Raw genomic sequence first — 23,372 nt, 5'->3', positions numbered from 1 at the left:
ATGATCCGGGTCAAGACTCTCACCGTCCAGCTCATAGGCGCGCAGCCGGACCGCATCCGCATCTGCCGCATCGACGGCGAGTCGCTTGTGACCGTCGTCGTTCCGAGGGAAGACCTCGCCGAGGCGAAGTCGCTGCCGAACATCCCGCAGCGCGGCGTCTACTACCTGCTCGACGAGGACCACGGCAACGTGAGCCGCGTCTACGCGGGGCAGACGACCCAGGGCATCGCCCGGCTCGACGCGCACAAGGCGAAAAAGGAGTTCTGGAACAAGGCCGTTATGTTCCTCGATGACGACCAGAACATCAGCAGGGATGCACTGGACGTTCTCGAGGCGAAGGCCATCGACTACGTGCGTACCCACGGCTCGTACGAGACCGACAACTCGGCGACGCCCAAGCCCTACATCGACCCGTACAAGGAAGAGGCCGTCGAACGCCTGCACGATAGGATCCTCTTCAGGATGGCAGCTCTGGGGTACGACCTCGATAGGGTCGACCAGGGTCCGGCTGGTGCGCCGGCGGTCTTCCACACGAAGAAGAACGGCATACGCGGGGCGGGACGCTACGACAAGGCCACCGGGCACTTCACCGTGCTCGCTGGCTCGAAAGTGAACCTCTCGAGACCCGTGCTGAAAAACGCGGCCGTCGCGGCCGCGCGCAGGGAGATCTTCGGCGATTCGGGCGGTATCGCAGAGCTCGCCAGAGATCTCGAGTTCCCGACGCCCAGCGCCGCGGCGGTGTTCGTGCTCGGCGGCAGCCAGAACGGCTGGACCGAATGGGTAAGCGACGACGGAGAAACGCTCAACCAAGTCTATAGAAGCGAGGAAAACTAGATGAACAAGCAGCAATTGGCATCAAAGATATGGGAATCCGCCAACAAGATGCGCTCGAAAATCGAGGCAAATGAATACAAGGATTACATCCTGGGCTTCATCTTCTACAAGTTCCTCTCCGAGACCGAAGTCACCCGCCTGAAGGCACGTGATTTCGCCGAGGAGGATTTGCCGAGCCTCGTGGAAGACGACGAAGAAACGGTCGAGTTTGTCAAGGGCGAGTGCGGCTACTTCATCGCCTACGAGAACCTCTTCTCCACCTGGGTCGCCAAAGGCGGCGACTTCGAGATTTCGAACGTTCGCGACGCCCTCTCTGCCTTTAGCCGCAACATCGATCCCGCCCGCAAGCGTGTCTTCGACGGCATCTTCGACACGCTGCAGACCGGTCTCTCCAAACTCGGCACCGACGCACGGAGCCAGTCCAAGGCCGCTCGCGATCTCATCTACCTCATCAAGGACATCCCGATGGACGGTCGCCAGGACTACGACGTGCTCGGCTTCATCTACGAGTACCTCATCAGCAACTTTGCCGCCAACGCCGGTAAGAAAGCCGGCGAGTTCTACACGCCGCACGAGGTGTCCATGCTCATGAGTGAGATAATCTCGTGGCACCTGGCCGGACGCGAGAACATCACCATCTACGACCCCACGAGCGGATCGGGATCGCTGCTCATCAACATCGGCAAGGCCGTGGCGCGCCGCAACGGCGACCCGGACTCCATCAAGTATTATGCACAGGAGCTTAAGGAGAACACCTACAACCTCACACGTATGAATCTGGTCATGCGTGGAATTCTTCCTGACAACATCGTGGCACGCAATGGCGACACACTCGAAGACGACTGGCCCTGGTTCGACACCGTCGAGAACAAGGATGAGACCTACGATCCGCTCTTCGTCGATGCCGTGGTGTCGAATCCGCCTTACTCCCAGAACTGGGATCCGGAAGACAAGGACCTCGACCCGCGCTTCAAGTTCGGTGTGGCGCCCAAGTCCAAGGCAGACTACGCCTTTTTGCTGCACGACCTATACCACCTGCGCCCCGACGGCATCATGTGCATCGTCTTGCCGCACGGCGTGCTGTTCCGCGGCGGCGATGAAGGCACCATCCGAAAAAACTTGGTGGAGTACCGCCATATCCAGGCCATCATAGGTCTTCCTGCCAACATCTTTTTCGGCACGGGCATCCCCACCATCATCATGGTGCTGCGCAAGCAGCGCGAGTCGAGCGACGTCTTGGTGGTGGACGCTTCCAAGCACTTCGTGAAAGAAGGCAAGAACAACAAGCTGCGGGCAAGCGACATCAAGCGTATCGTCGACGCCGTGACAACGAACGCGACCGTCGACAAGTTCAGCCGCCTGGTTCCCATCGACGAGATCCGCGCCAACGACTATAACCTCAACATCCCGCGCTATGTGGACTCGAGCACGGCCGCCGAAAGCTGGGACGTGTATGCCACCATGTTCGGCGGCGTGCCGAAGGCCGAGGTGGACGCGCTCGAGCGCTATTGGAAGGTATGGCCGAGCCTCAAAGGGCAACTCTACCGTGACGCAGGTGGATCGTGTCTTGTGCCCGCGACCGACGACGTTGCGCAAACGGCGAAGGAAAATGCCGATGTCCGTGCCTTTCTGGACGGATACCGTAATGCGATAAGCGATTTACCTGCCACGCTGCGAAGCCGCTTGGTAGACGGCGCCGATGAAGTTGATACCGTGGCCGAGGAAGAGGTCATCGCGGCGCTATTGAAAGACGCACTGGCGGGCACGGCCCTGGTCGACGGCTACGACGCCTACCAGGCGCTCGACGATGCCTGGGTGGGAATCTCCGGCGATTTGGAGGTCATCCAAACCGAGGGGAAAACCGCCGTGCGCAAGGTAGACCCGAACATGGTGGTCAAGAAGAAGAACGGCAAAGACGTCGAGGTACAGGACGGCTGGGCTGGCCACATCCTGCCGTTTGCGCTTGTGCAAGAGCACCTGCTTGCCGAAGACGTCAAGGAGATTACTTCCCGTGATTCCCGTCTAGGCGAGATATCGCAGGAAATAGACGAGATTCTCGAGAGTTTCGATGAGGAGGACAAGGGGTCTTCCGCTGCTGTCAATGACGAAGGTTCGTTTGTGGCGACTGAGCTCAAGAAGGCTGTGAAGGCTATCGGAAAGCACCCCGAAAACGATTTTGAGCAAGGTCTGGTTCGTGCGCAGGCGCTGCTCGATGAGGAGAAAAGCCTCAAGAAGGCAAACAGGGAAGCGAGAGTGGCTCTTGAGGAGACGACCAAGGAAGTCATCGAGGGCCTGACCGATGCCCAGTGCGACGATCTATTGGTTGCCAAGTGGATAGAGCCGTTGCAGACCGAGCTTCTGGCTCTTCCCGAAACCGTTGTGAGCGACTTCATCGCGAAGGTGGCTGTGCTCAACGCCAAATACGCGACAACCTACTCGGACGTGTGCAACCAGATAGATGATGCAGAAAGCCAGCTAGCAGACATGCTGGGCCAGCTTACGGGCAATGAGTACGACATGGCTGGCATCGCCGAGCTGCGCAAGCTGTTGGGCGGTGAGTAGCATGGCAGAGAAACAAAATACCCCGGAAATCCGCTTCGAGGGATTCACTGACCCTTGGGAACAGCGTAAGTTGGGAGAGCTATGCACGTTTTCTAAGGGACATGGATACAGCAAAGCTGACATTAGGGATGCCGGCACCCCACTAATCTTATATGGACGCCTGTATACCCAATACGAATCGCGTATCGAGGAAGTAGACACTTTTACCGTTGAGCAGGATGGATCGATTCTTTCAAGGGGCAACGAAGTGATCGTTCCTGCATCCGGTGAGACGGCAGAAGATATCGCCATCGCATCATCCGTGCGCAGGTCAGGAATCATTTTGGGTGGTGATTTGAACGTCGTCACCCCGACAGGCAAGCTCGATCCGGACTACACCGCGCTTGCCATAACGTACAGCAAAGCCCATGACGATTTGGCAAAGCGGGCACAAGGAAAATCGGTCGTACACGTCCATGGTAACGACATCGCTGAAGTTGAGATCTCTTACCCGTCGGAAAGCGAGCAAAAGCGCATATCATCGGTTGCTCTCAATCTCGATTCCCTCATCACCCTTCATCAGCGTAAGTACGACAAGCTGTGCACGGTGAAGAAATCGATGCTCGACAAGATGTTTCCGAAACTCGGCGAGACCGAACCCGAAATCCGCTTCGAGGGTTTCACTGACCCTTGGGAACAGCGTAAGTTGGGGGGATTATTCTTCGAAAGCAATGAGCGCTCATCATCGATGGAGATCCTATCTGTCAGTGTGGCTAAAGGAATATATCCCGCATCGGAATCGGACAGGGATACAAATCCGGGCGCGAGCCTTGCAAATTACAAAGTGGTTCACAAGGGCGACGTTGTCTACAACAGCATGCGAATGTGGCAGGGCGCTGTTGGGTCAAGTGATTACGATGGTATTGTTAGCCCAGCTTACGTAGTTGCTAGACCTGCCATCGAGCTAGACTCAACATGCTTTGGCTATCTTCTGAAGCGGCCTGAGATGTTATATAAATATCTGTGCGATTCGCAGGGGAACTCGAAAGATACCCAAACTCTGAAATACAACAGATTCGCGGATATCGAAGTCACAATGCCAGCAAATCTCGAAGAGCAACGGGTGATTTCAGCTTGTCTGGGGCGCGTTGACACCCTCATCACCCTTCATCAGCGTAAGCTTGAGCTGTTAAGGAATATCAAGAAATCGCTGCTGGATAGGATGTTCGTTTAATAACTTTCGTGAGTTGTCTCTTGTTTCGAGCCCCAGAACCGCCGATTTCGCTATGTTGAGTTGGCGGTTTTTCGTTCTACTGAGGATAATAATGTTGTGCGCCTTGCCATTAGACTGTCACTGATGAAGGGTGATGAGGGAGTCAAGCTCGGCTAAGCTCTTCGCAATTGCCTTCTGCTCGGCGTGATCGGCAGGCACGGCGAAGAACGATTGTGAAATCAGATTCCAATCTGCGCGAGGCATCTTAGAGCCCGAAGATACATTTGCGAGCCTTTGGAAGTTGTTCGTTTGAATCAGCCGATACAAAAATGAACTGTCACACTTTGTTGCCCTAAGGACCCAAAAATCACCAACAGCTACACCATTGAACTGCGGGTATAGCCAATTCATCAAATAAGGACGAAGCTTCCCGTATAGAACATCTCCGGCGTAAAACTTAATTCCCGTTTTGCCGCCTTCTTTGTCGCGCAAATCTTTGTTCAGCGTGCCCTCGCCGGAAACGATGTCCTCGTATTCGACTTGAGGCAAATCGGAATCGCTTGACTGAATGGAGACCCTGTCGGTCAGATCGGAGAACTTACGCTGTTCCCAAGAAAGATACTCGTATAAGCCACGGTATTGGCACTTACGCTGATGAAGGGTGATGAGGTTGTCGAGAGACCGCAACGTCATCCCAATTTGCTGCTGTTCCGTTCTAGAAGGAAGCATCAATTGATAATCTGCGTATTCCTGAGCATTGACGCCAGGCTGGCCGGATCGCTGCGAGGTTATGGCAACATACTTCTTGTAGGCATCGGTCAGGGTTGCCTGATAGACGAATTCGGGGTCAGCACTTTCTCCGATTCGTGCGCGAATCAGGAATCCAGCAAAGTAGACCGTTCCATCGTATTGCCTGTACAGATAGGTTTTTCCAACACTTGCGCCCGTACGAGCAAAGAGCAAATCGCCTTCCTCCAGTAAATAATCTGCACTCATTGCAAGATCAGCCAACGGAGTTGTAAGATCGCTTTTCAAGAACTCATGTGTTGTGTCGTCAATGTCGGTGATGCGAAGATATTTGTTTTGACCGTCATATTCAGTTGCGGCTGCGTTCAAGCCGTAATCAAATGAAGCCGCAATGCTGCCTAGCTTACGCTGTTCCCAAGCGGTTATCCAGATTGGACGACTCCATCTTGGGAACAGCGTAAGTTGGGAGACTGCTTCGAGTTCTTGAAGAACAACACTCTTTCACGCGCTGATTTGAATGGCGAGAATGGCACTGCTCGCAATGTTCATTACGGAGATATTCTTATTAAGTTCGGTGATTGTCTCGATGGCGAACGAAGCGATTTGCCGTTCATTACTGACGATACAGTGCTTCCCAAATTTGCTGGGTCGATACTTCGCGAAGGTGATGTCATTTTCGCCGACACAGCAGAAGACGAAGCGGCTGGCAAGTGTGTTGAACTGCGGAAGCTACCCAAAGAGCCAACCATCTCGGGGTTGCATACGATACCGGCGCGACCTCGGTCCCCCTTTGGGACGGGTTACCTGGGTCACTACCTTAATTCCGATGCATACCACAGACAGCTTCTTCCCTTAATGCAGGGGATCAAGGTGATTTCTGTTTCAAAGGCCGCACTGCAAGATACACAAGTAAGATTTCCTGGTTTGTCGGAGCAAACTGCCATAGGCGCGGCGTTGAGCGAGATCGACAACCTCATCACCCTTCATCAGCGTGAGCCACGGTTTGCTGATACAGGTTAAATAAGAGTCGAAAGAGCTCTCATGACGATGTCAATGTCCTTGTTCTCGAGCTCTTGGATGACGTGCAGATAGGTTTCCTGGGTGGTGGTCATGCTTGCATGCCCAAGCCTTCGGGATACGCTGGCGATGGAGACGCCTGCGAACAGCAAAAGTGATGCATGTGTATGCCGCAGCCCGTGGACGGATATGGTAGGCACGCCAACATTCTTGCAGTGGCGCGCTAAAACGCTGTTGGCTGTCGAGTTATAGACCTTCCCCTTCGCAAATATGGGCTCGGTCGGCGGAAGGTCTTTGAGCAGTCCAGAAAGTTGCATGATGAGTTGCCAGTCGAGTTGAACCTTCCGCATCGATGAGGCGTTTTTCGTGGGGACGAATCCGCCACCGTTCTTGTAATCCCAGGTCTTGTTCACCGAGAGCGTTTGATGGGCGAAGTCAAAGTCTTCGGGAGTAAGCCCAAGGGCTTCGGAGAAGCGCAGGCCCGTTTTAGCGACTATCAAAATAAGCCAATCCCAACTCGGCCCGCCTGATAAATCAAGGTCGCCGAGCATGGCATGAAGCTCAAACTGGTTGAGATACTTGATCTTTTTCGCCCGCGGCTGTTTCCCTTTGATGATGGCCTTGCGCGTAGGGTCGCGGGGAATGAGCCCCTCGTCAACTGCATCAAGGATCGCCCCCTTAAGCTGATGGTGGAAGTCCATGGTTGTCTGGCGCTCGTGGTGTTCCGCGTAACCATTGATGAGCTGCTGGTACGAGGTCCGGTCGAGATCTTTTATCTTGAGGTCTGGAATCAGCTTGGCAAGCCAAGACTGCGTGAGCCGGTACTTTCCCATGGTGACCTCACGGATGGCCCCTTCTTTGTAGACGCTAATCCATTGCGAGTAGTAGTCGCAGAAAAGAGATTCTTCATTGATACCGATTGGCATTTTTACCCTCTTTCATCATGTGAGTTGGCTCACGCTGATGAAGGGCGATGAGGCTGTCGAGGTTTCCTAGAGAGCGACCTATTTCTAACTGTTCCGTTCTGCTTCGGGGAAAACTGATTTCCGTATCTTCAAGTATTTCTGTATTGATGGAGGCCATCGTGCCGCCAACGGCACGATTGATTATCGAACGTTTAACATCATCCGTGCTCAGTTCGTAATGAAGATAATTAGGACTTATCACCGAGACGGTTGGTCGGGCTCTTAGCACGCGCCCAGAAAACAGCCAGCCGCTTTGAGCTGCGGTTACTTGTGCATTAACGTCAACAGAACCAACACGCGAAAACAGAATATCGCCTTCGATTGCGGAATACTGCTCAAGTCTTGCGCGGTCACTTTCGCTCACCTGAGGTAGGCCAGCTATCTCGTCAGGGAGAAAACCAGATTTGAAATGTTCCGTCGTAACAATGGGAATTCCATCAACTACGTAGTCTTCTGCATGGAGCAGACTTCCGAAAGGTCCTGTTTTAATTGAAGCGACTTCCCCCAACTTACGCTGTTCCCAAGTTGAAACGAGGGGGCGCATGGTCGCATGCGTCCCCTCAGATAGACTAACTTTCGATTTCGTCTGTTCAAAAAAGCCGCTCATTCGTCGATGTCGAAGCCGCCTTCTAGGATGAACTTCTTCAACAGCGCCGCCGCACGGGTGTTCACCTTGAACAGGGGAAGCGTTCTGCCTTCCTTCTGCTCAAAGAAGGCCTTGGCGCGCGCCTTGTCCACCGAGTCCTTCAAATCGTCGAAGCGTCCGAACTCGTTAATGTTCGATTCCGTCAGGTCAAGCGCAGCCATGTTGGCAAGAAGCTCGCCGTCTATGCCGAGCGCCTCGACGATTCGCTCGACTTGAGCGTTTTTCGCCTTGCGGGCATAGGACGTAATGTAATCCCTCAACGTCTTGTCGTCTTCCAGGGCGACGTCCCCTCGCTCGACATCGTGGAGGAACAGCTCAGCGAAGCGTTGGTCATCCTGGCTTAGGGACGCGAACGATCGGTGGAGCTCCTCACGCGCGGCGGCAAGGCCCTCGTCATCCTGCTCAAGGCATTTCAGCCACTTCTCGAAGTTCGCGTTCATGTAGTCGCTGTCTATGAGCCCCGTGTCGATCTCGGTTATATGACCATCGAGCTCGTAGGGCGCTTCGGGCGCGTCGCCAGGCCCGCCCCCTCCTGCGAACAACTCCTTGTACCGCTGCACGAGAATGAGGTAGGTCCGCTCGTCGATAACCGGTTGCACGAAGAAGGACTTGCCCCTCGGCTCGCCTTCCTCCGGCTCCACCTCAAACTCGTAGGTATCCTGCTCCCATGTGAAGCCCTGCACCTTTGCGGCCTCGAGGAACTCGTTGAGCTCAACGAACTCCTTGGCGAACTTGCGCCTGGCTTCCTGCGATGCGGGGAGCTTGGAGAGGTCCCCTACGCCAGCTGCTTCGAAGACCATGAGTATCTCCTGAAGGCGCGCGTCCATCAACGCGATATTCTCCGGTAGTTTCTGGACGAACATGTCGAGCGGGCGGTCTCCCGAATACAGCTTCACTGCCGCTTCGATATACCCCTTCATGGTGTGGGGATGACGGTAATAGCGGATCGTGCCGAAGGGCTTGTCGGGGCCGAACAGGCGATTCGTGCGGCTGAACGCCTGGATGATGCTCTCGTAGTCGATGACCTTGTCGAGGTAGAGCGTGTTTAGCCATTTGGAGTCGAAGCCCGTGAGCATCTGGTCCACTACGATGAGCAGGTCGATGCGAGAGTCGCGGTTGGAGTCGACGTTGACGTAGGGCTTCTTGTGAGACAGGCGCGCCGAGATGTCCTTCTTCATAGCGGGCCATGTAGGGATGGTGAACTCCTGACCGTATGCCTTGTTGTAGTCTTCTATGAGCTCGACCAGGGCATCTTCCTTCACCGTAGAGCCGGCGTTGTTGTCAATGCTCGGATCGAAAAGGGCGGTCACTTTCATCTGCGGGGCGCGTTCCTTGAAGGCTCGGTAATAGTCGATTGCCTCCGGGATGGAGCTTGTCGCCAAGATTGCATGGAACTTGTTGCCGTGGGAGAGCACCGGGAAACGGCGCAGGATGTCCTCTACGACCTTTTCGTGGTGCGGAGTGTCGGGCCAGTATTGGGCGCGGGTGAGGAAATCCTCGATGCCCTTGATGCGGTTGCCGGCGCTGTCGACCATCGGTCCCATGGGGACCTTTGCCGAGTCCATATAGTAGTAGAAGACCTTGCTCTTTCGATCGTCGAAGATGGCTTCGGCTACTGTTGCGGCTTTCGCTTGCTCTAGGGCGACCGCCTCGCGCACGTCGTGGTCGTCGAAGGTCGTCACCATATATGGGTCGAAGCCCAGGACGTTGCCGTCGCGGATGCCGTCTGCGATGCTGTAACGGTGCAGACACTCGCCGAACACCATGGCGGTGGTGGAGCCCTTCTTCTGGTTCTCGTCGAGAATCGGCGTACCTGTGAAGCCGAAGAACAGCGCGTTGGGGAACGCGCGGCGTATGTCCTGGAGCATCTCGCCGAAAGTGGAGCGGTGGCACTCGTCGATGACGAACACGATCCGTTTGGAGGCTAGGCGGTTGAGTTCCGCCTGGGTGATTCTGCCCTCGCCGGCCTTCACGTTGCTCATCTTCTGGATAGAGGTCACGATGAGGCGGTTCTTGGGGTCGTCGCTCGCGAGCTTCGACTTCAGCACCTGCGTGTTCTCGGTCCCCTGCACGTCGTCGGCGTCGTCTGCGAACGCGCGGTACTCGGAGAGCGACTGCGTGCCCAACTCGATGCGGTCCATGAGAAAGATCACCTTGTCGGCGTCGCGCGAGTCAGCTATGAGCTGGGCAGATTTGAAGCTCGTCATGGTCTTGCCGGAGCCGGTGGTATGCCATATGTAACCGCCGGGGCGCCCCGGGGTGCTGCTCTTGGGTCTCTCATCCCATTTGCACTTGCGCACCTTGTCGGATATGGCGGCGGCCGCGTAGTACTGGTAGCTGCGCATGACTTTCAGGCAGCCGTCCGAGCTGTCGGCCACGGTGTAGAAGCCAATGAGCTGGTGCGCCATTGGAATGGAAAGCAGCGTGGAAGTGAAGCGTTTCCATTCGTCGGTTCCGGGTTTGTCGCCCGCGCAGACGGGCTCGTTGTTGAAGTCTTCCCAGTGGAAGAAGAAGTTCGGGTTGAATGCGCCCGCGCCAGGGTTGGCGAAATAGCGCGCCTCGTCGGGGGTCATCCCCACGAAGATCTGCGTCAGGCGGAAGAGCCCCGTGAACACGCCCTCGTGGGCATACTTCTCGATCTGACCAGTAGCCTGGCTGACGGGAATGCCGCTACGCTTGAGCTCGATATGGATGACCGGCATGCCGTTGATGAGCAGGCACAGGTCTCCACGGCGATCGTTCAGAATCTTGTTCTTCGCAGGATAGACCGGCTGCTGAGCTATCTGGTAGCGGCTCTGGCCGGCTGCGATCTCCTGACGATCATAAATCTTCAGGCTCACCTCCTTGCCCAGGTGAAGCGCGTCGTCGGGGTTGTCGCGCGTGACGGCGACGGTCTTTCCGTTGATGAACCCGTTGAGTGCGAGTGGGGTCTTGAGCGTTTCGATTTGTTCGATGATCTGCGCCATCTCGCCCTGGGTGAGCGGGCAGCCGTTCAGGCGGTCTATGTCGGCGTTGTTCTGGAACAGAATCTTCGCCCAGTTGTCGATGAGGTCCTGCTCGGTGGGATAGCGAAGCACACCTCCCGCGTCGTCCCAGCCGTGCTGCTTTAGCACGGTTATGACCGCTTCTTCGAACGAAGCCTCTTTATCGAAAACCATAGCAAAACCTATCTGCACAATTGCAAAAAGCGCATTTAACTGTTCCAAACATTATAGGTCACGCGGCAATTTCCCCGGGATGGCTCAGGCCCATTACAGTCTGCAATAGGTCATCGATAAATTTCGATGGCGAGCATTCGGCGCATTGCCTACGATACGGGCAAGCCCCGAGGGGCCGCCGATCAGACGCCTCCGGATGGCTGTCTGCCTCCTACCTCCCCTCCGCCTTCAGCTTCAGCAGAAGGTCGCCCAGCTCGGGGCACTTGTTGGAGAGACGCGTCTGGGCTCGCTCGCCCATCCCCCAACGCTGGCGGACTTCCTGGGCGCGCGGGCTCACGCGGTAGTTCCCGTCCATCATCTGCTTGAGCAGCTTGGCGGTCACGCGCGCATCGGCCAGGGCGCTGTGGGCGTGGCCCGTCGACTCGTCAAACTCGATGCCAAACCACGTTGCCGCGTCGCCCAACGAGACGCGCCCATGGCTGCCCACGTCCATGATCGAGGTGTAAAACGCCTGCAGGTCGGCCCAGTCCGTAGGAAATGCTGAAAGGTCGATGTGCTTTGCCTGGCACTCGGTCAAAAGCTGTCGACGATCCGCCCCGCTCCAGCAAACTATCTGGGCGGAGTAGCGACCGATCCAATCGCTGAGCCTTTTGATCACCATGTAGAGCGGATCGGCCATCGCGGTGTCCACGGCTGATATCCCCGTAAGCTCACGGACGGGAAACGCAACACCTTCGGTAAATTCCGTCTGCACAAACTGCGAGAACTCGCCCATAACGTTGCCGTGGTAATCAAGCTTGACGGCGCCGACCTCGATAATCTCGTTGCGCAGCCTACGTCGCTGGCGCTGCTTTGGCACCGGCGCAAACTCAAAGTCCAGCACGATCTGGCGCGCAAAGTTCGTCGTATCGATAGCCGAGATACACGGCGTCTTTTCAGCTGACACGGTTATGGCCTTTCTCCGTTGCCTGCCGCTTACTACATAGGCGGCTACATTGCCGTAAGGATAGACGCCCGTGCGGACACAAAAGCGGGGTGCAACGCCATGCGCCGGTCGCACGCCATGCAGACCGCCCCAAGAGAGTCGCCCGCTCTATTCAAATGCATGAAAAAGATTTAGGCCCGGTGACTTGAATCAGCGGTCATCCCGGGCCCATCAATATGCAGTGCACCTACAGAGGGCTGGTTAATCAAACGGGCTTTCGGTGACGAAGACCTGCGCGTCTATCCCCAATCGCCCAGCGCCGTCTTCTGCCGCCCTTACGAAAGGCTGCTATTCGAGGGAATCACGTTGCTGTTATTACCGAACATATATTCGTATTTATGACCGCGCTTTGATAGAATGGCAGTTGTTGACGGCAGTTCCATGTGCCGGGCAGCGCCCTCCATGCGACGGGAGGTGATGCCCATGACCGATCTGATTGATTTCGTGAAGCTCCTGACCGCTTTGGTCTCGCTCCTCACGGCGCTTATCGGACTTTCCGAGGCACTTAAGCAGCGTACGAAGCAAAAGAAGAGGGGTCGACGCCGTTAAGGCATTGACCCCTTGAACTAAGTAACGGCGCTGCCCAGCTATCACCCTTGGGCTGCCGTCCACTTTATTCTACCCACGGTTGCCAGGTTTAACAAATGAATTTTCAGTAATGGAGCCTCGGAGCCCGCTCGCTCAACCACCTGGCCATCGGATTAGCCGGATTCTGGAACACGCCTTCCGTCCCAGGCCTCTACCGGAAAATGCGTCCCACCCTGAGGCTCGATTCCGGGACACGGTTTCCGTTTGAAGCCCCGATGGGAAAGTGTGTCCCGTTCCGAGAGCTCATTCCGGGATGCAGTTTCCGCTAGAGATGCCACCGGGAAAGCGTATCCCGTTTTGGAGCCGAAATCTGGGATGCGGTTTCCGCTTGAAGGGCGATCCGGAAAGCGCGACCCATTCCGAGCATCACATCAAAGCGCTTGGTCATCTCCGCTCGTACATCTCGGCAAACGAGATCAGCTTGACGTCTCCCCTACTCTCCGCAGCATCCCGACATCCCTGCGTAAAACCGCTTTTTGAGAAAAGCGCATAGCTTTTTCGTTGCCGTCTAAAGAGCTCGCTTCGGTGCACGAGCTTTTGCAGCACGTCTTCGCCCGCCGGTTCATTGCGCCATTTGCACTCCGCAAACAGCGCGGCGCCCTCGCCATCGTCAACAATCAAGTCGATTTCTTCCTGCGTATGCGTGCGATTATCCGTCCCCCACCAGCGCCCGACGCTCGCCGGAACCACATCGAACTGGCCCGCCCGCGCAAGTTCGTACACGTATTGCCTGCATATAAGCTCAAAGACCGTACCCATGTAATCCGATACGTGCGGCTCAATGCGCTTATACGCCATCTCGGCCATGTCGTTTTGGATTAGCCCGATGTTCTGCGGCACAAGCTTGTACCAGAACCTAAACATCTGGTCGCTCAGCAGATACACGGCTCGCTTATTGCTCGTCTCGTTTAGGGGCAGCTCGCGCTCGACAATCCCAAGCGACGCCAGCTTATCCACATAGCTCTTTACGTTGCTCGCAGGGATCCCCGTAGAGCTCGCAATCTCCGAGATCTTCGAGCGCCCCTGGGCAATTGCTTGCACGATCGCATCATATTGCTCGGGATTGCGGCACTCTTGCAACAGCAGGTTACTCGGCTCCTCAAAGAGATAGCCCGTAGGAGTAAGAAAAAGACGTTTGACGTTGTCCTTGAGCGGCGCAGCAGGATCGACTTTCTCGATATATGCAGGAATGCCGCCCGTCATGCCATAGCAAACCGCAGCGTCTTCGCGACCCATGCTCTGCCACAGGCCGAGGGTCGTCGTAAAATCGAGCGGCATGATCTTAAACTGGGCCGTACGCCTACCGTATAGTGGGCTCTCGTAGCCTAACACCTGTTCCTCCATAAACGAAAGAGACGAACCGCATAGAATCAGCATGAGCCTGGTCTCTTTGTACAGGTGATCGATCTTGTCTTGCAGCAACGAGCTGATCTCGGGATTCGATTGGGCGAGATAGGGATACTCGTCAATCACGACAATCAAACGTTCCGTGCGAGCCATGGTGGCCAATGCATCGAACGCCTCGTCAAAGCTACGAAACGACACGCCTGCAGCACCAACCGAACCCGCAAGTATCGCCTGGCTAAAGCCGTGCAGGTTTGCCTCTGCATTGGTACGACGAGCTTGAAAGTAAATAGCCTTCTTGCCTTGAATGAACTCCGTGATAAGGCGCGTTTTGCCCACACGACGGCGGCCATAAATCACAGGCATCTCAAAGGAGCCCGTGCCATACAGTCGATTGAGCTCGGACATTTCCGCTGTTCTTCCGATAAACACAGGGCCATCCTTCCTTTACGTTATAGCTGGCTATATTATACCTTCCTATAATATAGCCAGCTATAACGTAATTCGACAAGCGGCGCACGCACAAGGGGCGGCACCCCCACCGCACGTGGACCGCTCCGGAAAATGCATCCCGTTCTGGAGCCAAAAACTGGGCCGTAGTTTCCGCCAAGCATGCCATCAGGAAAGCTCGTCCCGCTCTGAGCCTAAATTCTGGGATGCACTTTCCGCTGAAGCTTCAACCGGAAAACGAATCCCATTCTGAGCGTCGAATCCGGGATACAGTTTCCGGTAGAGGCACCGCTGGGAAAGCGCATCTCACTCTGAGCGCTCATTCCGGGACACAGTTTCCGCTTGAGGCCCGATCCGGAAAATGAATCCCACTCTGGAGCCAAATTCCGGGACACAGTTTCCGTTTGAGGGCTGATCCGGAAAGCGCGTCCCATTCCGCGCGACAATTCCGGGTCACAGTTTCCGCAGATACAAGACAGCGATCCGCAGCCCTTATCACATGCCTTCAAATATGCGATCCAGAAACACGAAACTGCAGATAGAATGCTCTTTTTCAAAAAAGTACACGTCCCGAAACTTACCAAGACTTCATATCTAGCTACCGTTCAAGGTCGCCGATTACCGCCCACCGATTCGGATGTAAAAATGTCGCCGAAAACAGGCCATCTACCTGCATGGTTAGATTTTGGTCAGCTTTTGGTCAGCCGAGCGGCAAGTTCCAGCTGATACGTTTTTGCTACCCAAAAGGAGGCGGTAGCTCATGACCCATTGCAATGACCAACTCATCGATCAACTACTCACCCAAGCCGAACAAAAGGGGCGCTGTCTGATTCCCCCGAGCACGGCGATCCGAAAAGCGCTCCTTCGGCGCATCGGCGACATGGTCGTCTCGCCCATGCCGGGACTGTTCGCGCGTAAAATGCGCTGGGATGAACTCAACCGGGCGCAGCGTCATTGCGAGATTATTCGCGCCCTTGCGATCATCCACCCCGATTGGACGTTCTGCTCGTTTTCGGCCGCCTGCCTGCTGGGGCTCGAGGTCTCGTGGCGACACCTGAATGTCGTGCATGTCTGCAGCTCGACAAAGCCGTCGGCTCGCCCGGGCGCGCATATTCAACGGCACCAGATTGAGCCGGCCGGAGCAATACGTAGAGCCGGCATATCGGTAACGCCGCCCATCCAAACGGCCACAGATTGTCTGCTGCAAACTGGTTTTGCTGACGGCATGCCCATTGCCGATTCGGCGATCTCAAAGCTCGGCCTTACGCGGGAACAGCTGATGGAGGCCGCTGAGCAACGAGCGACTGCCCGCAATGGCCACGCGATTCGTACGGCTCTCACAACGCTTCGATATGCCGACGCCCGCGCCGAGAGCGGTGGAGAATCAGTCGCCCGCGCCGTCATGATCGAGACGGGTTTTGCGCCCGACTGGCTTCAATACGAGCTGACGGACCCCTTCGATTCGGCCAAGCCCATACGAACGGACTTTGCCTGGGAGCGCCAGGTGCGAGAACTCACACTGGGCGAGCTCGACGGGCTCATCAAATATACCGACCAGACCATGCTGGCCGGACGCACCACCGCCGAGGCGCTCGTTGCCGAACGACAGCGCGAGGCGCATCTATCGTTCTACGGTCACCCTCTGCTGCGCTTTACCATGAACGAGGTCCGCTCGGCAGGAATGCTCGCGAAAAAGCTGCAGACGGCAGGCATCCGGCAGACCGCTCTGCCGACATGGCTCAACGACGTGGAGCTGTAGAGGCTGCTGAGCCACGCATTGCCGCGCCGTATCTCGCCAATCTGGGACACACTTTCCCAACAGCCACTCCCGCGGAAAGCGTGTCCCAGATCGAGCGCTCAAAACGGGATGCGCTTTCCAGATGGCATGCCTAGCGGAAAGCATGTCCCGGAATGAAGGCTCAGAACGGGATGCAATTTCCGCTTGAAGGCCGTTCCGGAAAGCATATCCCGTTCCGAGTGTCGATTCTGGGACACAGTTTCCGGTTGAGGACCGTTCCGGAAAGTGCATCCCACTCCGAGGCCTGATTCCGGGATACATTTTCCGCTGAGAGCCCCAAGGGAAAGCGCATCCCGTTCCGAGCGTCGATTCCGGGTCGCAGTTTCCGGTTGAGGGCTGTTCCGGAAAGTGTGTCCCATTCCAGGCGCGGATTCCGGGATGCGCTTTCCGTTTGAAGCCCCAACCGGAAAATGCATCCCACGCTGAAGCCATATTCCGGGACGCACTTTCCATTTGAGGCCTCTACCGGAAAACGAATCCCATTCTGAGCGTCGAATCCGGGATACAGTTTCCGTTTGAAGCCCCGTCCGGAAAGTACGTCCCATTCTGGAGCCGAAATCTGGGATGCCGCCTCCGCTCCAAACAAAAGGCCCCGGCTCGCGATGGAGCCGGGGCCAAAGGTGCAGCATATACAGTTGGTGTTGTGCGCGAACAGCCCATCAGCAATGCCGTCTGCGCCCTACCCTACCCACGGTGACGGGCGCGGCTGTACGGCGTATCCACCATGGGCAGATCTGGACGCAGCTTGCCGTCAAACGCGCGGTAGGCATTCTGTACGGCGGGCGCCGTGGGGATCGTTGCGATCTCGCCGATGCCCTTGCCGCCGTATGCCACGGGCAGCAGCTCGTCCTTCTCCACGTAGATGGCGTGGATATCCGGAATCTCGGGCGCACGGAACAGCCCGAGCGTACCGTACCTTGCCTGGGGCACGCAGTCCTTGAGCGGCCAATCCTCGGTAAGCGCATAGCCCATACCCATGAGCACGCCGCCTTCGATCTGACCCTGGATGGAGATGGGGTTGACCACCTTGCCGGAATCGTGCGCGGCATAGACCTCGCTCACGCGACCGTCATCATCCAAAATGACCACATGCGTGGCAAAGCCGTAGCAGATGTGACTCTTGGGATTGGGGACGTCGGCGCCCAGTTTGTCGGTCGGCTCCAGGTACACGTAGCCAAACTCGCAGCCCTCGAGCGCCTTGATGGCGGCCGCAGGATCTTGAGGATGCATACCCTGGCCGGCAACGAGTTCCTGCGTGCGCAACTGGTAGGCGCGACCGTCGTCGTACTCGATCTTGACGCCGTCGCCATGCGCGCTCACGGGAGCATCGGGCGCAGGCTTGCCAGCCTCGATGCCAACCATGGCATCGCGCAGCAAGAAGGCGGCACCGCGCACGGCCTCGCCGGTCACGACCGTCTGACGCGAGCCAGACGTGGTGCCGGAGTCGGGTGCGTTCTCGGTGGAGCACTCGCCATTGGCAATGCAGCTCAGCGGCAGACCGCAGGCCTCGGCAACGTCCTGTAAAAAGACCGTGTTGCAGCCCTGGCCGATGTCGGACGTGGCGGCATAGACCACGGCCACGCCGTTCTCGACGCGAATCTTGCAGCGGCCGGCGTCGGGCAGGCCCACGCCCACGCCGGCATTCTTCATGGCGCAGGCGATACCGGCGTGTCCGGGATGCGCGTAGTAGGCATCCTTGACCTCGAGCAGCGTCTCCTTCAGCGCCGTGGAGCAGTCGGCAATCTGGCCGTTGGGCAGAACCTCGCCCGGCTCGATGGCGTTACGGTAGCGGATCTCCCACGGATCCAGGCCAACCTTCTCTGCCAGCAGGTCGATCAGGCTCTCGAGTGCAAACTCGGACTGGCAGACGCCAAAGCCGCGGTAGGCGCCAGCGGGCGGGTTGTTGGTGTAGTAGCCAAAGCCGCGGATATCGGTGTTCTGGTACTTGTAGGGGCCGACGGCGTGCGTGCAGGCGCGCTCGAGCACCGGGCCGCACAGCGACGCGTAGGCGCCGGTGTCAAAGTTGATCTCGCAGTCCAGGCCGGTAAAGTTGCCCTCGGCGTCGCAACCCAGCGTAAAGGTGCCGTCCATGGCATGGCGCTTGGGATGGAACGCGAGCGACTCGGCACGCGTGAGCTTGCACTTCACGGGACGCTGGAACTTATATGCGGCGAGCGCGGCCAGGTGCTGGATGGACACGTCCTCCTTGCCGCCAAAGCCGCCGCCCACGAGCATGGTCTCGACGACCACGCGCTCGGGCTCGTTATCCCAGCCAAACATATGGGCGCACTCTTTGCGCGTATCGTAGGCGCCCTGGTCGGTCGACTCCACCTTGACGCCGTTCTTGTACGGGAAGGCGACGGCGCACTCGGGCTCCAAGAAGGCATGCTCGGTAAAGGGCGTGGTAAAGCGCTGCGTCACGGTGAACGCGCTCTCTGCCAGCGCCTTGGCGGCGTCGCCGCGCGTCACGTGACGGCTCTGGCACACGTTGTCCTTGAGCTCCACCGTGTTGCCAAAGGCAAAGAAGCTGTCGTGCAGGCGCGGGGCGTCGGCAGCCTTGGCCTCGGCGATATTGCGCACGGGCTCCAGCGGCTCGTAATCAATCTTTACGAGCTTCTTGGCCTTCTCGAGCGTCGCCTCGTCCTCGGCAACCACCAGCGCGATGGCGTCACCCACGCAGCGGGTGGTATCGCCCGCCGCGATCATGACGTCCCAGTCCTGGATAAGGTGGCCGACCTGGTTGACCGGCACGTCCTCGGCGCGCAGGATACCCACCACGCCGGGCAGGGCCTCGGCCTTGGAGGTATCGATGGAGAGCACACGGGCGCGCGGGTACTTGGAGCGCACGGCGCTGGCGTAGGTCAGACCCGGCTGATCGAGCTCGTCGATGTCGTCGGGATACTTGCCCTCGCCGAGCACCTTCTTGCGCACGTCGATACGGAAGGCGCGCTTGCCCACGCCGTAGTCGTCGCCGCGCTCTAGGTCCTCGTCGATCTGCTTTTCGCCGCGGAGCACCGCAGCGGCCAGCGAGATGCCCTCGATAATCTTTTTGTAGCCGGTGCAGCGGCAGACGTTACCGCGAATGGCGTACTTGATCTGCTCCTCGGTGGGCTCGGGATCCTCGGCGATAAGCGCCGCACCCGCCATGACCATGCCGGGGATGCAAAAACCGCACTGCACGGCGCCCACGGCGCCAAAGGCGTACACAAAGGCCTCGCGCACGTCCTCGGGCAGGCCCTCGACGGTCACGATGTTGCGGCCGGCGGCAAGAGCGGTGGTCAGCACGCACGCCTTGACGGCCGCACCGTCCACATGGATGGTGCAGGTACCGCACGCGCCCTCGGAGCAGCCGTCCTTGGCGGAGTGAATGTGCAGGTCGTCGCGCAGGTAGCGCAGCAGCGGCTTGTTCTGCGTCGTCGTGCGCTCGACGCCGTTAACGGTAAAAGTGAATTCCTGTGCCATGGTGATTCCCTTCTACACGCCGGCGGCGATGCCGGTGCGGTCGTGGATGGCGCCATGAGGACAGACGACGGCGCACATGCCGCACGACAGGCAGTCCACGCCGTCGATATGGGCACAGTTGTCCTCGATGCGGATAGCGCCGGCGGGGCACTTTTTGGCGCACATGCCGCAACCGATGCAGCTCGTGTCGCAAATCTTGCGCGCAATGGCGCCCTTATCGGTGTTGTTGCAGCGCACCAGAATGTTCTGGTAGCCGGGAACGAAGGCAATCACGCGCTGCGGGCACGCCATGCCGCACAGACCACAGCCCGTGCATTTTGAGCGATCCACGCGGGCGATGCCATCGACCAGCGCAATGGCACCGTGGGGGCAGGCCGTGACACAGGCGCCACAGCCAATGCAGCCTTCGCTGCAGCGGGCGTCGCCGCCTGCAGAGGCGCAACCGCTTCCGCAGGCAACGTAGGCCACGTTATGTTGAATGGATTTGGCCATAAGAGACTCGCCTATTTCTTAAGAAGGTACGAATAGTTGTCGCGCACAGCCCTGATGGTCAGGCGGACGGCCTCGGGAAGGCCGGTGTTGACGGCATCGACCGAGACGGTGCGGACCGTGCCGGCGACGCGGACCTTAAAGTGATCCTCGTCCACGGCCAGGAAGCCCTCGTTCTCGGAGTTCTCCATGTCCTCCTCGCTCCAGAACAGGGTGAGCTTGTCCTTGTAGGGACGACCCTCCTGGTAAGGGCAGAACACGGCGCAGTTGCCGCACTCGTTGCACATGCCGTCGACATGGACGACCTGATGCTTGGCCAGGCCCGGCACCTTAATTGCCACGTTGGCGCGGTTGGGGCACACGTCGCAGCAGACCTCGCACACCGAGCCGCAGCCCAGGCAGCGAGTCTTGGTGCAGTTGCGCTTGTCGCGGCACAGCGACCCCTTGCGCTCGTAGCAGGCGTCCTCGCGGCCGGCCCGCTCGTTGCAGTCGGCGTACTTGTTAAAGTCCACGCCGGCGATGGCACGGGCGACCTCGGCGGCGTCGGCAATAGCCTCGACCACGGTGGCCGGACCGCGGCGGCAGTCGCCCGCAGCCCAGACGCCCTCGACGCCGGTGGAGGTGGCGGCAAGACGGCCGCGACGGTCGTGCTCGACGCCCGCGGCATCGTACAGGCTGGCATCGATGCCCTCGCCCACGGCGCAGATCACTGTGGTGGCGGGAAGCTCGACGGTCTCGCCCGTGGCGACGGGGCTGCGACGGCCGCTTGCATCCGGCTCGCCAAGCTCCATAACATCGCAGGTCAGCACGGCGCCGTTGAGCGCCTTGGGCGCCAGCAGCTCGCAGAACTCAACACCGTCGGCCAGGGCAAAATCGAGCTCTTCCTCGTCGGCGGGCATCTGCTTCTTGGTGCGGCGGTAGACCAGGCGCACGTTCTTCACGCCGGCCAGGCGCTTGGCCACGCGGGCGGCATCCATGGCGGTGTTGCCAGCGCCAATGACCACGACGTCCTCGCCCAGCTCGAGCTTCTCGCCCTTCTTGGCGGCCTCGAGGAACTCCAGCACGTCAAGCTCGGCACCCTCGCCCAGGCCGGCGGAACCGGGCATCCAGGCACCGGTGGCCACGACCACGTCGGTAAAGCCCTGGGCCTTGAGCTCGTCAATGGAATCCACGCGGGCATTGAGCTGCACCTTGGCACCAAAGGCCAGGCAGAGCTCGGCATCGTGGGAGATATCGTCGCTCGCAATGCGGAACTCGGGAATCACGTGACGGACCACGCCGCCGAGCGAATCGCGGGCCTCGAAGATGGTGACGGGCACGCCGGCACGCGTCAGGAAGAACGCCGTCGCCAGGCCGGCCGGGCCGCCACCGATAACGGCAACGTTGCGCTCGCTGTCGTTGGCGATGGCCTGGGCGCGCAACTTGGGCAGCACGGCGGTCATGGCCTCGCGGGCGGCCTTGAGCTTGCTGGCGCGAATCTGGGCGCCCTCGGGCTCGTAGAATGCACGCTCGCAGGCACGGCCGCAGGGATGCGGGCAGATGGTGCCGGTAATGAACGGCAGGGCGTTGCGCTCGATGATGATGTTGAGCGCGTCCTCGTAGCGGCCCTCGTCAACAGCCGCCAGATAGGCAGGAATGTCCTGCTGGATGGGGCAGCTCGTGCGGCACGGCGTGGTAAAGCAGTCGGAAAGCGGGCTCTTGCCGGCGACTTTGCGATCGGGCAGCGGGCACAGCGGCTTCTTGTAGAGCGGGTTGGTGAGCGAGTCGGTCTGGATCGCAGTCACGGCCTCGAGAGAGACGCCCGCGAACGGCTTGCCGTCCAGGTCGGCAAACTCGCCGGCCATCTGGCTAAAGCGCTCGTAACCGCCGGGCTTGAGCACGTCGGTCGCCAGGGTGACGGGCCAAATGCCGGCGTCATACAGGGCGCGGATGTTGTAGACCGTGGCGCCGCCGGAGTAGCTGATGCGCAGCTTGCCATCGAACTGCTCGGTAATGCGGCGAGCAGCCTCGATGGTCAGCGAGAACAGCGAACGGCCGGACATGTACATCTCGGTGGAGGGCAGCTCGTTCCTCGTCACGTCGACGGGGAACGTGTTGGTCAGCTTGACGCCAAACTCCAGGCCGCGCTCGGCACACAGGGCAATCAGGCGCTCGAACATGGGCACGGCGTCGGACCACTGCAGGTCCTCGCGGAAGTGCGTATCGTCGAAGACGATGTAGTCAAAGCCCAGCTCGTTCAGACGCTGGCGGGCAAACTCATAGCCCAGCAGCGTGGGGTTGCACTTGATGTAGGTGTTAAGGCCCTTCTCGGTAATCAGATAGGTCGCGATGCGCTCGATCTCCGCCGGCGGGCAGCCATGCAGCGTTGACTCGGTAATGGAGTTGGAGACGCGCGCCGGGATGGACTCGACAAACGCGGCATCGACATGCTCAAACTTGTCCAGGTTGGCGAGCGCCCACGTGCGGCACTCGTTCCAGACGTCGGAGCCGCTGGCGTCCTTCATGCCCTCGATGTAGGCATCGACCTTGGGACTCTTGATGCCCTCCAGGTCATAGCCCACCGACATGTTAAAGACAAAACCGTCCGGGCTGCCCAGGCCGTACTCGCGAGCGATCAGGTGGCAGGCAAACCATGCCTTCACGTACTCGGCAAAGGCCTGCGGAACCTCGAGCTCGGTCGACCACTCGCAGTTGTAGCACTCGTCCTGCGCCACAATGCAGGGCTTGTTCACACACTTGGAGAGCTCCTCGCCGTCCATAACCTGGACGGTCTTGAGCTCAAAGAAGCGGGAACCGGCCACGTAGGATGCCACGATGTTCTGGGCAAGCTGCGTATTGGGGCCGGCGGCCGGGCCAAACGGAGTCTCGATGCGCTCGTCAAAAATGGGAAGCGCGCCCTCCTGATTGGTCGTGACCATCTTACGCACGCCAAAGATGGCGTCCTGAGTCTTGTGCTCCTCGATGATCCAGTTCATCAGCTGCGAAAACGGGATCGGCCTCATGATGTCGCTCATAGTGAGCTCCTCTCTGTAACGCCCGGCGAGACCGCGCGGCGGGCGCAAATACGGTGTAGCGCTAGCACAGCGCCGGCGACCCCGCGGAGGTCGCCTATACGCGCGTCGGATGCGGCGAAAC

The 23,372-nt window shown here is 58.5% G+C and carries 15 protein-coding genes; 6 read left to right on the top strand and 9 right to left on the bottom strand.

What is annotated here, in order from left to right:
• The 3 genes from AAA138_RS02840 to AAA138_RS02830 are packed head-to-tail and all read left to right on the top strand — an operon-like array spanning position 1 to position 4,609.
• Positions 1 to 834: a GIY-YIG nuclease family protein gene (locus tag AAA138_RS02840; RefSeq protein WP_271748590.1), complete on the top strand. Its 834-nt coding sequence runs from the start codon at positions 1 to 3 to the stop codon at positions 832 to 834.
• On the top strand, positions 835 to 3,396 hold the full coding sequence (locus tag AAA138_RS02835) for a type I restriction-modification system subunit M (RefSeq protein WP_349089485.1): 2,562 nt from the start codon (positions 835 to 837) through the stop codon (positions 3,394 to 3,396).
• Between the two features lies 1 nt (position 3,397).
• A complete protein-coding gene (locus tag AAA138_RS02830; protein WP_349089484.1) occupies positions 3,398 to 4,609 on the top strand; it encodes a restriction endonuclease subunit S in 1,212 nt (403 codons plus the stop codon).
• Between the two features lie 117 nt (positions 4,610 to 4,726).
• Here AAA138_RS02830 and AAA138_RS02825 read toward each other — a convergent pair whose 3' ends face one another.
• A complete protein-coding gene (locus tag AAA138_RS02825) occupies positions 4,727 to 5,761 on the bottom strand; it encodes a restriction endonuclease subunit S (RefSeq protein WP_349089509.1) in 1,035 nt (344 codons plus the stop codon).
• Between AAA138_RS02825 and AAA138_RS02820 the strand changes: the two genes are divergently transcribed.
• Positions 5,744 to 6,355, top strand: a complete 612-nt coding sequence (locus tag AAA138_RS02820) for a restriction endonuclease subunit S (RefSeq protein WP_349089508.1) — start codon at positions 5,744 to 5,746, stop codon at positions 6,353 to 6,355. The two genes, AAA138_RS02825 and AAA138_RS02820, sit on opposite strands and share 18 nt — an antisense overlap.
• On the opposite strand, the gene AAA138_RS02815 is transcribed toward AAA138_RS02820, so the two are convergent.
• The 4 genes from AAA138_RS02815 to AAA138_RS02800 form a co-directional block, all read right to left on the bottom strand.
• Positions 6,352 to 7,278: a site-specific integrase gene (locus tag AAA138_RS02815; RefSeq protein WP_118345121.1), complete on the bottom strand. Its 927-nt coding sequence runs from the start codon at positions 7,276 to 7,278 to the stop codon at positions 6,352 to 6,354. The genes AAA138_RS02820 and AAA138_RS02815 overlap by 4 nt on opposite strands.
• Positions 7,259 to 7,861: a restriction endonuclease subunit S gene (locus AAA138_RS02810; RefSeq protein WP_349089482.1), complete on the bottom strand. Its 603-nt coding sequence runs from the start codon at positions 7,859 to 7,861 to the stop codon at positions 7,259 to 7,261. Before AAA138_RS02810 ends, AAA138_RS02815 begins: the two co-directional genes overlap by 20 nt.
• 59 nt (positions 7,862 to 7,920) lie before the next feature.
• Positions 7,921 to 11,121: an HsdR family type I site-specific deoxyribonuclease gene (locus AAA138_RS02805; RefSeq protein ID WP_349089481.1), complete on the bottom strand. Its 3,201-nt coding sequence runs from the start codon at positions 11,119 to 11,121 to the stop codon at positions 7,921 to 7,923.
• A gap of 211 nt (positions 11,122 to 11,332) precedes the next feature.
• Positions 11,333 to 12,067, bottom strand: coding sequence for a 3'-5' exonuclease (locus AAA138_RS02800; RefSeq protein WP_349089480.1), 735 nt, complete (start codon positions 12,065 to 12,067; stop codon positions 11,333 to 11,335).
• Between the two features lie 462 nt (positions 12,068 to 12,529).
• Here AAA138_RS02800 and AAA138_RS02795 point away from each other — a divergent pair, with 462 nt between their 5' ends.
• Complete coding sequence (locus AAA138_RS02795; protein ID WP_255412934.1) at positions 12,530 to 12,655, top strand: hypothetical protein; 126 nt, start codon at positions 12,530 to 12,532, stop codon at positions 12,653 to 12,655.
• A gap of 423 nt (positions 12,656 to 13,078) precedes the next feature.
• On the opposite strand, the gene AAA138_RS02790 is transcribed toward AAA138_RS02795, so the two are convergent.
• Positions 13,079 to 14,470, bottom strand: a complete 1,392-nt coding sequence (locus AAA138_RS02790) for an ATP-binding protein (RefSeq protein ID WP_349089478.1) — start codon at positions 14,468 to 14,470, stop codon at positions 13,079 to 13,081.
• Between the two features lie 778 nt (positions 14,471 to 15,248).
• Here AAA138_RS02790 and AAA138_RS02785 point away from each other — a divergent pair.
• Positions 15,249 to 16,247, top strand: a complete 999-nt coding sequence (locus tag AAA138_RS02785) for a hypothetical protein (protein ID WP_349089476.1) — start codon at positions 15,249 to 15,251, stop codon at positions 16,245 to 16,247.
• Positions 16,248 to 16,970: 723 nt separating this feature from the next.
• On the opposite strand, the gene xdh is transcribed toward AAA138_RS02785, so the two are convergent.
• Genes xdh through ygfK form a run of 3 tightly spaced genes read right to left on the bottom strand, consistent with a single transcriptional unit; the run spans position 16,971 to position 23,251 of the window.
• Positions 16,971 to 19,748 (bottom strand): selenium-dependent xanthine dehydrogenase, encoded by a 2,778-nt coding sequence (gene xdh, locus AAA138_RS02780; RefSeq protein WP_349089474.1) that lies wholly within the window; start codon positions 19,746 to 19,748, stop codon positions 16,971 to 16,973.
• A gap of 12 nt (positions 19,749 to 19,760) precedes the next feature.
• Complete coding sequence (locus AAA138_RS02775) at positions 19,761 to 20,240, bottom strand: 4Fe-4S binding protein (RefSeq protein ID WP_006235055.1); 480 nt, start codon at positions 20,238 to 20,240, stop codon at positions 19,761 to 19,763.
• Positions 20,241 to 20,251: 11 nt separating this feature from the next.
• The gene (ygfK, locus tag AAA138_RS02770) at positions 20,252 to 23,251 is read right to left on the bottom strand and encodes a putative selenate reductase subunit YgfK (protein WP_349089473.1); all 3,000 of its coding nucleotides are present in this window, start codon (positions 23,249 to 23,251) and stop codon (positions 20,252 to 20,254) included.
• Positions 23,252 to 23,372: the final 121 nt, after the last annotated feature.

Source organism: Collinsella sp. CLA-JM-H32B, assembly GCF_040098065.1.
Taxonomy (GTDB): domain Bacteria; phylum Actinomycetota; class Coriobacteriia; order Coriobacteriales; family Coriobacteriaceae; genus Collinsella.
This window is presented reverse-complemented; position numbering and strand designations above follow the sequence as displayed.

Excerpts from the sequence above, each read along its gene's own strand:
- ygfK (WP_349089473.1), bottom strand. The coding sequence starts at position 23,251 with ATGAGCGACATCATGAGGCCGATCCCGTTTTCGCAGCTGATGAACTGG.
- AAA138_RS02815 (WP_118345121.1), bottom strand. The coding sequence starts at position 7,278 with ATGCCAATCGGTATCAATGAAGAATCTCTTTTCTGCGACTACTACTCG.
- AAA138_RS02795 (WP_255412934.1), top strand. The coding sequence starts at position 12,530 with ATGACCGATCTGATTGATTTCGTGAAGCTCCTGACCGCTTTGGTCTCG.
- AAA138_RS02775 (WP_006235055.1), bottom strand. The coding sequence starts at position 20,240 with ATGGCCAAATCCATTCAACATAACGTGGCCTACGTTGCCTGCGGAAGC.
- AAA138_RS02835 (WP_349089485.1), top strand. The coding sequence starts at position 835 with ATGAACAAGCAGCAATTGGCATCAAAGATATGGGAATCCGCCAACAAG.
- AAA138_RS02805 (WP_349089481.1), bottom strand. The coding sequence starts at position 11,121 with ATGGTTTTCGATAAAGAGGCTTCGTTCGAAGAAGCGGTCATAACCGTG.
- AAA138_RS02840 (WP_271748590.1), top strand. The coding sequence starts at position 1 with ATGATCCGGGTCAAGACTCTCACCGTCCAGCTCATAGGCGCGCAGCCG.
- AAA138_RS02785 (WP_349089476.1), top strand. The coding sequence starts at position 15,249 with ATGACCCATTGCAATGACCAACTCATCGATCAACTACTCACCCAAGCC.
- AAA138_RS02830 (WP_349089484.1), top strand. The coding sequence starts at position 3,398 with ATGGCAGAGAAACAAAATACCCCGGAAATCCGCTTCGAGGGATTCACT.
- xdh (WP_349089474.1), bottom strand. The coding sequence starts at position 19,748 with ATGGCACAGGAATTCACTTTTACCGTTAACGGCGTCGAGCGCACGACG.
- AAA138_RS02810 (WP_349089482.1), bottom strand. The coding sequence starts at position 7,861 with ATGCGCCCCCTCGTTTCAACTTGGGAACAGCGTAAGTTGGGGGAAGTC.